A 12,579-nucleotide genomic window follows, 5' to 3' on the forward strand; every position below is an offset into this window, starting at 1 on the left:
GTCAGCCACCCTGCGCCGCCGTGAGCACCTCGACGCGGTCGCCGTCACGCAGCGGCGCGCCGGTCCACGCGGACCGCGGCACGACCTCGCCGTTGACGGCGACCGCGACCCCCCGTTGGGCCTCGGTGAGCTGCGCGACTAGCGCCGCGACGTCGGCGACTTCGACGTCGCGCTCGGCGCCGTTGACGATGACCCTCATGCGAACCTCCCCGGCGCGAACGCGTCCAGCAGCGGATCGGCCTTCCCGGTCGCCACCAGCTCGGCGATCAGGTCGGCGGTGACGGGCGCGAGCAGCACCCCGTTGCGGTGATGCCCGGCGGCGATGATCGGGCCGCCGGTGTGCGCGCCGAGCAGCGGCGCGTTGTCGGGAGTCGCCGGCCGGTGCCGCACCACGGTCTCGGTCAGTTCGCACTCGCCCAGCTCAGGCACCACGTCGGTGGCGGCCCGCAGAAGGTCGCGCACCTGCCCGGCGGTCACCGTGCTGTCCCGGCGTTCGTCCTGGGTGGCCCCGACGACGACCTCGCCGTCGGCGCGCGGCACCAGATAGACGTGCCGCCCGTCGGCCCACCCGCTGACCACGTGCCGCAGCAGGCCGGGCTCGCCGCGCAGCCGCAGCACGAGTCCCTTCACCGGCCGCACCGGCAGCCCGGTCAGCGCGGCGGTCCCGGATCCGGCCGCGACCACCACCGGCACGCCCGCCGGCAGGTCGTCCACCCGGCTCCGGAGCACGGCGGGCCCGAGGACCGCGCGCAGCGCCGCGACCACCCGGCGCGGGTCGACCTGCCGGTCGTCCGGCGCGTGCGCGCCGCCACGCAGCCGCAGCGAGAGCGCCGGCTCCAGCTCGCGCAGCGCGCTCGGCCCGAGCGGGCTCAACCCGAGACCAAGACCTCGCCGGTACGCCCAGAGCCGCTGCGCCTCGGCGACATCGTCGGCGGTCAGCGCGACGGTCAGCGTGCCCGTGCGGTCGTAGCCGACGTCGATGCCGGACGCCCGGCTCAGCTCCTCGGCGAATCCGGGCCACCGGCCCGCGGACTCGACCATGAGCTCGGTCAGCGCCTCCTGCCCGAAGCCCGCCTCACCGGCCGGCGCGAGCATTCCCGCGGCGGCGTACCAGGCACCGCCGTCGCCGCCGTCATCGTGGACGGTCACCGCCAGCCCGCGCTGCGCACACCGCCAGGCGATCGAGAGCCCGATGATCCCGCCCCCGACAACCACGACCTCGGTCGCGCTCATGCCGTCACCTCCGCTTCGCTGCGGCGACGACATGAGTCAGACACTGAGCCGTTTGATTCGCTCGCAAGCTCGCTCATGCGAGCGCCGCCAGCATTTCCCCGGCGGCCCGCCCCGGATCGGCCGCGTTCGCGATCGCGCCGACGACGGCCACCGCGGCGGCTCCCGCGGCGATCAGTGAGCCCGCGTTCGCGGCCGTCACGCCGCCGATGGCGACGATCGGGGTGTCCGGGACGGCGGCGGCGACCTCGCCGATGACGGCCGGGCCCAGCGGATCCGGCAGGCCGGCTTTGGTCGTGGTCGCGAAGGCCGGGCCGACGCCCAGATAGGACGCGCCCGCCCGCCGCGCCGCCCGGGCCGCCGCCGCGTCGCGGCAGGTGGCGCCGAGCACGCCGGCGGGCCCGAGCACCCGGCGCGCCGCCGCGACGGGAAGGTCCCCGGCGCCGACGTGCCCGCCGTCCGCGCCGACCGCCAGCGCGACGTGCAGACGGTCGTTGACCAAGCACAACACGCCATACGGGCGGCAGATCTCCAGCACGGCGTCCGCCAGTTCGTACGTCTCGCGGTCGCTGACGTCGTCCTCGACGCGGATCTGAACGGCCAGCCGCCCGGTCGCGTCGCGGCGGTGCGCCTCGGCGACCGTTGCGGCGACGACGGACAGCGGCTCACGCCCGCGGCGTGCGTCGGTGATGAGGTGAAGATGCGGGAAATCAGGGCCCACAACGCGCTCCTCCCTGCGCCGGCATGACCCGGATCAGGTTCGACGGTCGGGGGCCGCGACAGCCCCCCTCTCAGCCCGGTGCACCGGACTCCCGTGGGGTTGGTTCCGCGCAGACCGTAACCCCGCACCGGGGCGCCCGTAAAGCCCCCTCGTCACTCCACAGTGGGTGGCTGTGCCACTCCAGAGAGCACGCACGCAGGCCTTTCGCCCGCGAAATCCCGGGCCACGTCACCCATGATCAACATGGGTGACGCCCGTCACCGCCGCCGGGTCAGCGGACGTCCCAGACCGGTTCCGGGGTCTCCACGACCTCGCCGTCACCCTGGAACAGCACGAAGCGGTCGAAGCCCCGGGTGAACCAGCGGTCGTGGGTCACCGCGATCACCGTGCCCTCGAACGCCTGCAAGCCCTCCTCGAGCGCCTCCGCCGAGGCCAGGTCCAGGTTGTCCGTCGGCTCGTCGAGCAGCAGCACGGTCGCGCCGGAGAGCTCGAGCAGCAGCACCAGGAACCGCGCCTGCTGGCCGCCCGAGAGCGTGCCGAAGACCTGGTCGCCCTGCGCCGCGAGCTCGTAGCGGTTGAGCGCCTTCATCGCGCCGGCCCGGTCCGTGCCGCTGCGGTGGTCGTCGCCGCGCCACAGAATCTCGACAAGGGTGCGTTTCAGCAGCTCCGGGCGGTCGTGCGTCTGCGAGAAGTGGCCGGGCCGGACGCGGGCGCCGAGCCGCGCCACGCCGCTGTGCGCCACGTGTGCCAGCGGCGCGCCGTCGACCGGCTTGTTGTCGACGTCCGGACTGGTGCCGCCGGCCGCCAGCAGCCGCAGGAAATGGCTCTTGCCGGTGCCGTTGGCGCCGAGCACCGCGACCCGGTCGCCGTACCAGATCTCCAGGTCGAACGGGAACGTCAGGTTCTCCAGCTCCAGGCCGGTGCACATCACCGCGCGCTTGCCCGTGCGCCCGCCGCGCAGGTTCATCCGCAGCGACTGCTCCTTGGGCGGCAGCGGCGGCGGGCCGGCCTCCTCGAACTTACGCAGGCGGGTCTGCGCCGCCTGATAGCGCGACGCCAGCCCGTCGTTGTACGCCGCCTTGTTCTTCAGCGTGAAGACCAGCTCGCGGAGCTTCTCGTGCTCCTCGTCCCAGCGCCGGCGCAGCTCGAGCAGGCGTTCATGACGATCCGAGCGGGCCTCGTGCCACGACGCGAAGCCGCCCGGATGCGTCCACGCCCCGCCGCCCTCGACGGCGACGACCCGGTCCGCGGTCTGCGCCAGCAGCTCACGATCGTGCGACACGTAGAGCACCGACTTCGGCGACTCCCGGAGCCGGGCCTCCAGCCAGCGCTTGCCGGGCACGTCCAGGAAGTTGTCCGGCTCGTCGAGCAGCAGCACCTCGTCGCCGCCGCGCAGCAGCAGGTCGAGGGCGAACCGCTTCTGCTGGCCGCCGGAGAGCGTGCGCACGCCACGGTGCCGGACCTCGTCCCACGGCTTGCCGAGAATGGACACGGCCACGACGTCGAAGAGCACCTCGGCGTCGTAGCCGCCGGCCTCGCCCCAGCCGGCGATCGCGTTGGCGTACCCGATCTGCGCCCTCTCCGCGTCGGGGCTCGCGTCGAGCGCGGCCTGCGCGGCCGCGAGCGCACCGCCTGCCGCGCGCAGCGGCGGCGCGACCAGGGACAGGGCCAGATCCTCGAGGGTACGGTCATCGCCGATCATGCCGATGAACTGCCGCATGACCCCGAGCCCGCCCGCGCGGGCGATGGTGCCGACCGGCGTGGGCGTGTCACCGGCGACCATCCGCAGCAGGGTGGTCTTGCCGGCGCCGTTCGGCCCGACCAGCGCCACCTTCGCGCCCTCGCCGACCCGGAACGACACGTCGGAGAAGAGCTCGCGGCCGTCCGGCAGCACGAATCCGACGCCTGAGACGTCTACGTAACCCACGCGAGCATCCTCCCCGACAAAGTGTGGCGGGTCAGCCGGTTTTCCGGGTCACGCGCAGCACCCGGAACCCCCGCTGGCTCGCCGTACGCGCCACGTCCCAGCCCAGCGACGTGAGCCAGGTGTGCAGCGAGTCGCCGCCCAGATTCCGGTTGATCACGAGCCAGGCGACGCCCTCGGGCTTCAGCCGCGGCAGCCACCGCTCCAGCAGGGCGTGCAGCTCGGCCTTGCCGACGTGGGTCGGCGGGTTGCTCCAGATCTGGTCGAACGCCACGTCGCCGGGCACGTCATCGGGTGACGCCACCTCCACCCGGCCGGCGAGGCCCAGCGCGGCCGCGTTCTCCGTCGTCAGGTCGCGGGCCCGGGCGTTGACGTCGATCGCCCACACGGTCGCCGACGGCGCCTCGGTCGCGAGCACACACGCGATCGGGCCGTAGCCACACCCGAGGTCGAGCAGGGTGCCGCCGGCGTCGGCCGTCGGCAGGTCAGCCTTGCGCAGCAGCACGGCGGTGCCGGGGTCGAGCCGCCCGGCGGAGAACACACCCGCCGCGACGGTGAGGGCATAGGCCCGCCCGGCGGCGGTGAACTCGATGCGGCTCCGGTTCTCGGGCGCGGCGGGTTCGGCGCTGAAGTAATGATCGGCGGTCACGACGCCCATCCTCCCTCAACCGGTGGACCGCAACGACGGGAGGCCGCCGGGGGTGCCGCACAGTCTGTGCGTCCATCGATCACGGTGCGCTCCTACCGTGACCTTCATGCCTGGCGACCCGCACCCCCGCTCCGCACATCGCGCGATCCCGGAGGGCGGACTCGCAGTGCTGACGCGACAGGCGCTGGCCGGACCGGCCCTCGCCCGCCAGGTGCTCGCCCGGCAGGGCCTGACCCGACAGGCCGCGCCGCAGCACCGCCAGACCCGCGCCGCGCACACCCGGTCCGCGCACGCGCACTCGCACGCCGCCCGGCCGCAGCGGCCGCGGCGCGGGCCCTGGCGGCGGCCGTCCCGCGAGCCGCAGCAGGCGCAGCGGGCGTTGCAGACGCTGATGAGCGGGATGGGCGCCGTGATCATCGTGTCGATCATCGGGCTGAGCGCGTTCTTCATCATCGCCGACGAGCGGCGCGGGCTCGGCGACTCGGCGGCCGCGCCGGCGGTCTCCTCGGCGGCGATCGCCTCACGCGAGGTGGACGCCGAGCCGCTGAGTCAGCGCGAGGTGTTCCCGCAGCCGGAGATCCGCCTGGTCGCGGGCACGGCCCCGTACCAGGTCACGATGACCCACATCGACACCGACTGCGACGTCGCCACGACCGGCGAACTAGGCGCCCTGCTCGCCGAGCACGGCTGCAACCAGGTGGTCCGGGCGGGCCTGACCGCGCCGTTCGGCGGCTACCAGGTCACCGCCGGCGTCTTCAACCTCGCCGAGGAGGCCGGCGCGACGCTGGTGTCCTCGCAGGCCGGGCCGCTGGTCGAGACCGGCCGGGGCAGCTTCGCCGCGATGGGCGGGCTCGGCAGCGATCCACTCGCGGAGCCGCTGGCACAGGTCGGCTGGCACCAGCGCGGGCACTACCTGCTCTACTGCGTGATCGCCCGCCCGGACGGCCGACTCGTCGAGGACGACGACCCGTACGCGGAACGGATCACCGCCGACCTGATCGGGCGCTACCTGGACGAGACGATCATCAGCAGCCGGGCCGGCCAGCCCTAGGGCCGTCCTGCCGATCATGGCGACGCCGAGCCGAGGTCCAGGTTTCGCGTCGCAAGTGGGCCGGACGGTCGAATACCGGTGTTGTATTCGGCCGTTCGGACCGCGCCGCGAGGCGGAAGCTGGGCCCGGCGCAGGCCGTCATGATCGGCAGGACAGGCCCTAGCCTTACGCGCGCAGGCGCCGGGTCGCCTCGGCCCGGTCGGCGTAGTCCGACTCGGCCGGGTAGCCCACTGCGATCAGCGTCAGGCCGTGCGCGGGCGCGACGGTCACCTCGCTCGACCGTTCCCGCAGCGTCAGCAGCTTCGCCGGCCAGGACGCGTCCCGCCGGCCGTCGCCGACGGTCAGCATGGCGCCGACCAGGCTGCGCACCATGGCCTGGCAGAACGCGTCGGCCTGCACGGTGGCGACGGCGACGCCGTCCTCCTCCCGCCGCCAGTCGAGCCGGGTGATGGCCCGCACGGTGGTGGCGTGCTCCTTGCGCTTGCAGAACGCGGCGAAGTCGTGCAGCCCGACCAGCCCGGCCGCGGCCTCGCGCAGCCGCTCGAGATCCAGCGGCCGCACCCACCAGAGGGTGTCGTAGCGGCGCAGCGGCTCGGGACCGGAGACGGTGTCGGCGACCCGGTACTCGTAGCGCCGGAAGGTGGCGGAGAAGCGGGCGTCGAAGGTGGACGGCACCGGCGTCACGGCCCGTACCCGGGCGTCCGGGGGCATGAGCGCGGCCAGCCGCCGCAGCAGCGAACCCTCCAGGGTGGACCAGGCGGCCGTCGGCAGGTCGATGTGGCAGACCTGGCCGGTCGCGTGCACCCCGGCGTCGGTGCGGCCGGCGACGGTGAGGCCCAGCGGGACGGGGCCGACCAGCCGTTCGAGCGCCTCGACGAGGACGCCGGCGACGGTGCGCCGGGCCGGCTGCGCGGCCCAGCCCGAGAACTCCCGGCCGTCGTAGGAGACGTCCAGGCGCAGTCGCGTTGTTTCGTCCATGTCGACCTGATACCCCGCAAAATTCGTGGACTAGGTAGCCGTACAAGAGGAAGGCCCGGCACCCACCAGGGGTGCCGGGCCTCACAACCTTGCGAAGGATCAGGCCTTGGCGTCGGTGTCTTCGCCCTCGACCTCGGTGCCCTGGTCGCCGGCGGCGTCGGACGCGGTGGCGGGCGTCTCGTCCTCGCGGGCGAGCGCCTCGACCTTGTCCTGCTGCGCGGCGGCCTTGCGGGCCGCCTTCTTGGCCGGCGCCGTGGTGGCCGCGACCTCAAGCTCCTCGACCAGCTCGATGACGGCCATCGGAGCGGCGTCACCCTTGCGGGGACCGGTCTTGGTGATCCGGGTGTAGCCACCCGGCCGGTTGCCGTAACGCGGCGCGATCTGCTCGAACAGGGCGTACACGACGTCCTTGTCCTTGACCACGGTCAGCACCCGGCGGCGGGCGTGCAGGTCACCGCGCTTGGCCTTGGTGATCAGCTGCTCCGCCAGGGGGCGCAGGCGCTTGGCCTTGGTCTCGGTGGTCTTGATCTTCCCGTGCCGGAAGAGCTCCGTGGCCAGGTTGGCCAGCAGCAGCTTCTCGTGCGCCGGGCTGCCGCCGAGGCGGGGACCCTTGGTGGGCGTGGGCATTTGTTGCTCCTTCGAGGAATAAACCTTGCAGTGCGGCAGAGCCGCCTATTTGCCGCCTTTGAGGAATTACCCTTGCCGTGCGGCGGAGCCGCTCATTTGCAGCACAGCATGGCCGCGGCAGCCGCGCTTACAGCTGCTCGGTCTCGCGGTAGTCGTCGGTGTCGTAGTCCACGTCGCCGAACGAGTCGACCACGTGCGCCGGGTCGAAGGACGGCGCGCTGTCCTTCAGGCCCAGGCCCATTCCGGCGAGCTTCATCTTGACCTCGTCGATCGACTTCTGACCGAAATTCCTTATATCCAGAAGGTCGGCCTCCGTCCGCCCGATCAGCTCACCGACGGTGTTGATGCCCTCGCGCTTGAGGCAGTTGTACGACCGGACCGTGAGGTCCAGCTCCTCGATCGGCAGGGCCAGGTCGGCGGCCAGCTGAGCGTCCTGCGGGGACGGTCCGATGTCGATGCCCTCGGCGGTCTCGTCCAGCTCGCGGCAGAGGCCGAACAGCTCGACGAGGGTCGAGCCGGCCGACGCCAGCGCGGTACGGGGCGAGATCGACGCCTTCGACTCGACGTCGATGATCAGACGGTCGAAGTCGGTGCGCTGCTCGACACGGGTCGCCTCGACGCGGTAGGTCACCTTCATGACCGGCGAGTAGATCGAGTCGACCGGGATGCGGCCGATCTCTGCGCCGGCGTTCTTGTTCTGCGCGGCCGTGACGTAGCCACGACCCCGCTCGACGGTGAGCTCCATGTCGAGCCGGCCCTTGCTGTTGAGCGTGGCCAGCTTCAGGTCGGGGTTGTGCACGGAGACGCCGGCCGGGGGCTGGATGTCACCCGCGGTGACATCGCCCGGGCCCTGCTTGCGCAGGTACATGCTGACGGGCTCGTCGTGCTCGGAGCTGACGGTCAGCTCCTTGACGTTCATGACGAGCTCGACCACGTCCTCCTTGACACCGGGGATGGTGGTGAACTCGTGCAGCACGCCGTCGATCTTGATGCTGGTGACCGCCGCGCCCGGGATGGACGACAGCAGGGTCCGCCGCAGCGAGTTGCCGAGGGTGTAGCCGAAGCCCGGCTCCAGGGGCTCGATGGTGAACCGGGAGCGGGTCTCGCTGAGCGACTCTTCCGAGAGGCTCGGGCGCTGGCTGATGAGCACGCGATTCTTCTTTCGTTCGGGGCGTCCGCTATATGACGCCCGTCCTGTGGTGGTGCGGCTCCGGCGTCCCCCTACGGAGGACGCCGGAACCTGAGCGCTACTTGGAGTAGAGCTCCACGATCAGCTGCTCCTGGACCTGCGTGTCGATGACCTGGCGGGCCGGGAGCGAGTGGATCAGGATCTTCATCTCGCTCGGGATGGGCTCGAGCCACGCCGGCACCGGGCGGGAACCCGCCTGAGCCTGCGCGACCACGAACGGCGTCATCTCGCGCGACTTCTCGCGAACCTGGACGATGTCGTGGTCCTTCACCCGGTACGACGGGATGTCGACCTTGACGCCGTTGACCAGCATGTGGCCGTGCTTGACAAGCTGGCGGGCCATGTCGCGGGACGCGGCGTAGCCGGCCCGGTAGACCACGTTGTCGAGACGCGACTCGAGGATCTGCAGCAGCACCTCACCGGTCTTGCCGGGCTTGGTGACAGCCTCCTCGTAGTAACCGCGGAACTGCTTCTCGAGCACGCCGTAGGTGCGGCGGGCCTTCTGCTTCTCGCGGTGCTGGAGCAGGTACTCGGTCTCCTTGGTCCGACCGCGGCCGTGCTGGCCGGGCGGGAAGGGACGCGACTCGAACGGGCACTTCGGCCCGTCGCACTTGCTGCCCTTGAGGAACAGCTTCATCTTCTCGCGGCGGCAGCGCTTGCAGTCCGCCCCTGTGTAACGAGCCATGCTTCGATCTCTCCCTTAGACCCGGCGACGCTTCGGCGGACGGCAACCGTTGTGCGGCTGGGGCGTGACGTCGGAGATCTGGCCGACCTCGAGGCCCGCGGCCTGCAACGAACGGATGGCGGTCTCCCGGCCGGAACCGGGGCCCTTGACGAACACGTCGACCTTGCGCATGCCGTGCTCCATGGCCCGGCGTGCGGCGGCCTCGGCGGCCAGCTGCGCGGCGAACGGAGTCGACTTGCGGGAGCCCTTGAAGCCCACCTGGCCAGAGGAGGCCCAGGAGATGACAGCACCGGTCGGGTCGGTGATCGACACGATGGTGTTGTTGAACGTGCTCTTGATGTGCGCCTGCCCGTGGGCGACGTTCTTGCGTTCCTTGCGCCGGACCTTCTTGACTGGGGCCCCAGCGCGTGCCTTCGGTGGCATAAGTCAGTGCGCTCCTATTACTTCCGACCGGGCTTCTTCTTGCCAGCGACCGTGCGCTTCGGACCCTTGCGGGTACGAGCGTTGGTCCGGGTCCGCTGTCCGCGGACGGGGAGACCCCGGCGGTGGCGGATGCCGGCGTAGCAGCCGATCTCAACCTTGCGGCGGATGTCGGCGGCGACCTCGCGGCGCAGGTCGCCTTCAACCTTGAAATTGCCCTCGATGTAGTCGCGGAGCTGTACCAGCTCCTCGTCCGTGAGGTCCTTGGCGCGCTTGTTCAGGTCAATGCCGGTCGCGGTGAGCGCCTCAACGGCGCGGGTCCGACCGACCCCGAAGATGTAGGTGAGCGCGATCTCCATCCGCTTTTCGCGGGGAAGATCGACGCCGACGAGTCTAGCCATTTGTGGGCTTACTCCTCAGGTGTCTCACGGAGGTCTGTGCCCGACCCACCCCGCCTGCCCAGACGGGCCCCGGCCTCCGACCGGGGGTGAAACCGCGCGCATCGACGTGTCGACTCGGCGGCTGGGACGAGCTTGTTCATGAAACGGATCTGTACAGCGTCAGGCTGAAAATCAGCCCTGGCGCTGCTTGTGGCGCGGGTCGCTGCAAATGACCATGACCCGGCCGTGCCGGCGGATAACCCGGCACTTCTGGCAGATCCGCTTGACGCTCGGCTTGACCTTCACGGTTGTGCCTTAACTCTCGTCAGACGGGACTGGAAAAGCCCCCGCGACCCTTACTTGTAACGGTAGACAATTCGCCCACGGGTGAGGTCGTACGGCGAAAGCTCGACGACGACCCTGTCCTCGGGGAGGATGCGGATGTAGTGCTGCCGCATCTTGCCGCTGATGTGAGCCAGCACCTTGTGACCATTCGCAAGCTCCACACGGAACATGGCGTTCGGCAGGGGCTCGATCACTCGGCCTTCGATCTCGATGGCTCCGTCTTTCTTTGGCATGTCCTCCGCTACCTGACATCGGGTTCTGGGGCAGGCTCGCAACGCTCATTCCGGGTCGAGGGATCGATCCGGGACCAGCCGCGGCTCTCCCGCCACCGAAGCGCTGGTGGACATGGAAGAGTGGACGCTGCGCGCCAGCTAGCCAGTGTACGCGCGCCCGTGCATCGACACCAAACCGAGGTCCCCGTAACCCGGGGTCGGGTGTGTCGGCGATGCGCAGAACCGGACGAGGCGGGAGATTCACCCTGCCTGTTTGTCTGGTTCCGTCCCGGTCAAGGGGGTTTCGCCCTGCGGGGCGGACTCGGCCTCCAAGGCCTTACGCTCCCGCTTCAGCTGCTTCGCGTGCTCCTTGCGGGCCTTCTTCTCGGCCTGCTTGCGGGGCTCGCCGTTGGCGATGCCCGCCACCGTGACGAAGGCGAGGACGACGCCCCACGGCCCGGCAACCCAGATGGGCCAGAAGTAGATCGGATCGCCCGCGCCGATCCAGGAGATGAGCCAGATCACCGTGGTGATGCCGACGACCGGCACCCAGGCGCTCCACACCTCGAACACCCACCGCCGGGTCAGCTCGGCATCGGTGCCGGCCACCGCGGACACGCCGGCCGGGACCACGGCGCCGGGCAGCGCGGTGGTGCGGGCCGACGGCAGGTCGTCGAGCAGCGGGTGCAGGTCGCCGTAGGTCTTGGCCGCATAGGCCTGTTGCAGCCGCTCGTCGTACTCGTGCAGGTCAAGCCGGCCCTCGTCGAGCGCGACCTTCAACTGGTCGGCGACGGCCTGCCGATCGGCATCGGCCGCTCGCATCTCGTCCCGCCCCATGCACTCCAGCATGCCAGCAGCGGGCCAGGAAGCGCGCTACCGATTCCGGCCGGTGATCCGGCCGATCAATCCGAACAGGAGCGGAATCAGCATCCAACCGGGCCAGAAGTAGACGAACTCGCCGGAGCCGAGGCAGGACATGGCCCAGATGACAACGCAGACCAGCACCACGCCGCTGTACGACGCCAGGAACGGCCGTCCACCGTCCTTGCCCTTCCCATCCACCCCGGACGCCGCCGACGGCGTGGCGGGCTGCTGGCGGGGCTCGAGACGGGACCGCTGCGCCGGGATCACCCCGGGCAGGTCCGTCACGAGACCGTCGAGGTCGCCGTAGGTCTTCGCCGCGTACGCCTGCTGCAACCGCTCGTCGTACTCGTGCAGATCCAGCCGGCCCTCGTCGAGCGCGACCTTCAGCTGGTCGGCGACAGCCTGACGCTCACTGTCGCCGGCCCGCATCTCCTCACGACCCATGGTTTTACTCTGCCAGCGAGCCGAGGGCCGGCTGGCGGGCCGTGACCAGATCGCCGAGGCGGGCGCGGCCGCCGTCCGGCGCGGTGGTGACCCACACGCCGTCGTCGAGCAGGGCCATCGTGTGCTCCACGTGCGCCGCCATCGAGCCGTCGCGGGTGACAACGGTCCAGCCGTCGTCGAGCTCGGCGGTGCGCGGCGAGCCCATGGTGATCATCGGCTCGATCGCCAGGCACATGCCGGGCACCAGGCGCGGACCCTTGCCGGGCTTGCCGTGGTTGAGCACGTGCGGATCCTGGTGCATCTCGGTGCCGATGCCGTGGCCGCCGTAGCCGTCGACGATGCCGAAGCGGCCCGCCTTGCGGACGGCCTTCTCGATGTTGAACGAGATGTCGGTGAGCCGGCCCCGGCCGTTGGCCGCGCCGCGGGCCGCGGCGGCGATGCCGGCCCACATGGCGTCCTCGGCCACCGCCGCCATCCTCAGCAGCGCCGGGTCGGTCTCGCCGACCCCGACCGTGATCGCCGAGTCGCCGTGCCAGCCGTTCAGGACCGCGCCGCAGTCGAGCGACACCAGGTCGCCCTCCTTGAGGACCTGACCGGCCGCCGGGATGCCGTGCACGACCTGCTCGTTGACCGAGGCGCAGATCGAGGCGGGGAAGCCGTGGTAGCCCTTGAACGACGGGGTCGCGCCCGCGTCCCGGATGACCTTCTCCGCGATCGCGTCGAGGTCGGCCGTGGAGACGCCTGGCGCCACCGCGTCCCGCATCGCGTCGAGCGCGGCGGCGACCACCAGGCCGGCGCCCCGCATGAGCTCGATCTGCTCGGGGGTCTTCAGCTGAATATCCAGCTGCTGACGGCGCATC

17 protein-coding genes and 1 riboswitch are annotated in these 12,579 nt (G+C 71.2%); of the genes, 1 reads left to right on the forward strand and 16 read right to left on the reverse strand.

Annotated features, from left to right (window positions below; genetic code table 11):
- Position 1: 1 nt before the first annotated feature.
- From thiS to BJ971_RS35310, 5 genes are all read right to left on the reverse strand, one after another.
- Positions 2–199 carry a sulfur carrier protein ThiS gene (gene thiS, locus BJ971_RS35290; protein ID WP_184997625.1) on the reverse strand — a complete coding sequence of 66 codons (198 nt, stop codon included), beginning with the start codon at positions 197–199 and terminating at the stop codon, positions 2–4.
- Positions 196–1,266, reverse strand: a complete 1,071-nt coding sequence (gene thiO, locus BJ971_RS35295; RefSeq protein WP_184997626.1) for a glycine oxidase ThiO — start codon at positions 1,264–1,266, stop codon at positions 196–198. The genes thiS and thiO overlap by 4 nt, the downstream gene beginning before the upstream one ends.
- A gap of 40 nt (positions 1,267–1,306) precedes the next feature.
- On the reverse strand, positions 1,307–1,951 hold the full coding sequence (gene thiE, locus BJ971_RS35300) for a thiamine phosphate synthase (RefSeq protein ID WP_184997628.1): 645 nt from the start codon (positions 1,949–1,951) through the stop codon (positions 1,307–1,309).
- Positions 1,945–2,056, reverse strand: a riboswitch (TPP riboswitch). It overlaps the preceding gene by 7 nt.
- 166 nt (positions 2,057–2,222) lie before the next feature.
- On the reverse strand, positions 2,223–3,878 hold the full coding sequence (locus tag BJ971_RS35305) for an ABC-F family ATP-binding cassette domain-containing protein (RefSeq protein WP_184997629.1): 1,656 nt from the start codon (positions 3,876–3,878) through the stop codon (positions 2,223–2,225).
- A 31-nt stretch (positions 3,879–3,909) separates the two neighbouring features.
- A complete protein-coding gene (locus tag BJ971_RS35310) occupies positions 3,910–4,524 on the reverse strand; it encodes a class I SAM-dependent methyltransferase (protein WP_184997630.1) in 615 nt (204 codons plus the stop codon).
- Positions 4,525–4,630: 106 nt separating this feature from the next.
- On the opposite strand from BJ971_RS35310, the gene BJ971_RS35315 reads away from it, so the two are divergent.
- On the forward strand, positions 4,631–5,575 hold the full coding sequence (locus BJ971_RS35315; RefSeq protein ID WP_184997631.1) for a hypothetical protein: 945 nt from the start codon (positions 4,631–4,633) through the stop codon (positions 5,573–5,575).
- 165 nt (positions 5,576–5,740) lie between these two features.
- On the opposite strand, the gene truA is transcribed toward BJ971_RS35315, so the two are convergent.
- The 11 genes from truA to map all read right to left on the reverse strand — a co-directional run bounded on the left by truA (position 5,741) and on the right by map (position 12,578).
- Complete coding sequence (truA, locus tag BJ971_RS35320) at positions 5,741–6,553, reverse strand: tRNA pseudouridine(38-40) synthase TruA (RefSeq protein WP_184997633.1); 813 nt, start codon at positions 6,551–6,553, stop codon at positions 5,741–5,743.
- Between the two features lie 99 nt (positions 6,554–6,652).
- A complete protein-coding gene (gene rplQ / locus BJ971_RS35325; RefSeq protein WP_239087720.1) occupies positions 6,653–7,180 on the reverse strand; it encodes a 50S ribosomal protein L17 in 528 nt (175 codons plus the stop codon).
- A gap of 127 nt (positions 7,181–7,307) precedes the next feature.
- Positions 7,308–8,330: a DNA-directed RNA polymerase subunit alpha gene (locus BJ971_RS35330; RefSeq protein WP_130510652.1), complete on the reverse strand. Its 1,023-nt coding sequence runs from the start codon at positions 8,328–8,330 to the stop codon at positions 7,308–7,310.
- Positions 8,331–8,427: 97 nt separating this feature from the next.
- The gene (rpsD, locus tag BJ971_RS35335) at positions 8,428–9,054 is read right to left on the reverse strand and encodes a 30S ribosomal protein S4 (RefSeq protein WP_184997634.1); all 627 of its coding nucleotides are present in this window, start codon (positions 9,052–9,054) and stop codon (positions 8,428–8,430) included.
- Between the two features lie 15 nt (positions 9,055–9,069).
- Entirely contained in the window at positions 9,070–9,477 is a 408-nt protein-coding gene (gene rpsK, locus BJ971_RS35340) for a 30S ribosomal protein S11 (protein WP_015619020.1), read from the reverse strand.
- Between the two features lie 17 nt (positions 9,478–9,494).
- Positions 9,495–9,875, reverse strand: a complete 381-nt coding sequence (gene rpsM / locus BJ971_RS35345; protein WP_184997636.1) for a 30S ribosomal protein S13 — start codon at positions 9,873–9,875, stop codon at positions 9,495–9,497.
- Between the two features lie 171 nt (positions 9,876–10,046).
- A complete protein-coding gene (gene rpmJ, locus BJ971_RS35350) occupies positions 10,047–10,160 on the reverse strand; it encodes a 50S ribosomal protein L36 (RefSeq protein WP_088952025.1) in 114 nt (37 codons plus the stop codon).
- A gap of 50 nt (positions 10,161–10,210) precedes the next feature.
- On the reverse strand, positions 10,211–10,432 hold the full coding sequence (gene infA, locus BJ971_RS35355) for a translation initiation factor IF-1 (RefSeq protein WP_007073013.1): 222 nt from the start codon (positions 10,430–10,432) through the stop codon (positions 10,211–10,213).
- A 240-nt stretch (positions 10,433–10,672) separates the two neighbouring features.
- Entirely contained in the window at positions 10,673–11,233 is a 561-nt protein-coding gene (locus BJ971_RS35360) for a DUF1707 SHOCT-like domain-containing protein (RefSeq protein ID WP_184999275.1), read from the reverse strand.
- A 51-nt stretch (positions 11,234–11,284) separates the two neighbouring features.
- Entirely contained in the window at positions 11,285–11,719 is a 435-nt protein-coding gene (locus BJ971_RS35365) for a DUF1707 SHOCT-like domain-containing protein (protein WP_184997638.1), read from the reverse strand.
- 4 nt (positions 11,720–11,723) lie between these two features.
- Positions 11,724–12,578, reverse strand: a complete 855-nt coding sequence (map, locus tag BJ971_RS35370; protein ID WP_184997640.1) for a type I methionyl aminopeptidase — start codon at positions 12,576–12,578, stop codon at positions 11,724–11,726.
- Position 12,579: the final 1 nt, after the last annotated feature.

The organism is Amorphoplanes digitatis (assembly GCF_014205335.1).
In the GTDB taxonomy this organism is placed as follows: Bacteria; Actinomycetota; Actinomycetes; order Mycobacteriales; family Micromonosporaceae; genus Actinoplanes; species Actinoplanes digitatus.

Bases quoted from the DNA above. Each gene is read 5' to 3' on its own strand.
- BJ971_RS35360 (WP_184999275.1), bottom strand. From the start codon at position 11,233: ATGCGAGCGGCCGATGCCGATCGGCAGGCCGTCGCCGACCAGTTGAAG.
- BJ971_RS35315 (WP_184997631.1), top strand. From the start codon at position 4,631: ATGCCTGGCGACCCGCACCCCCGCTCCGCACATCGCGCGATCCCGGAG.
- rpsD (WP_184997634.1), bottom strand. From the start codon at position 9,054: ATGGCTCGTTACACAGGGGCGGACTGCAAGCGCTGCCGCCGCGAGAAG.
- truA (WP_184997633.1), bottom strand. From the start codon at position 6,553: ATGGACGAAACAACGCGACTGCGCCTGGACGTCTCCTACGACGGCCGG.
- BJ971_RS35365 (WP_184997638.1), bottom strand. From the start codon at position 11,719: ATGGGTCGTGAGGAGATGCGGGCCGGCGACAGTGAGCGTCAGGCTGTC.
- map (WP_184997640.1), bottom strand. From the start codon at position 12,578: ATGCGCCGTCAGCAGCTGGATATTCAGCTGAAGACCCCCGAGCAGATC.
- infA (WP_007073013.1), bottom strand. From the start codon at position 10,432: ATGCCAAAGAAAGACGGAGCCATCGAGATCGAAGGCCGAGTGATCGAG.
- thiO (WP_184997626.1), bottom strand. From the start codon at position 1,266: ATGTCGTCGCCGCAGCGAAGCGGAGGTGACGGCATGAGCGCGACCGAG.
- thiS (WP_184997625.1), bottom strand. From the start codon at position 199: ATGAGGGTCATCGTCAACGGCGCCGAGCGCGACGTCGAAGTCGCCGAC.
- rplQ (WP_239087720.1), bottom strand. From the start codon at position 7,180: ATGCCCACGCCCACCAAGGGTCCCCGCCTCGGCGGCAGCCCGGCGCAC.
- rpsK (WP_015619020.1), bottom strand. From the start codon at position 9,477: ATGCCACCGAAGGCACGCGCTGGGGCCCCAGTCAAGAAGGTCCGGCGC.
- rpsM (WP_184997636.1), bottom strand. From the start codon at position 9,875: ATGGCTAGACTCGTCGGCGTCGATCTTCCCCGCGAAAAGCGGATGGAG.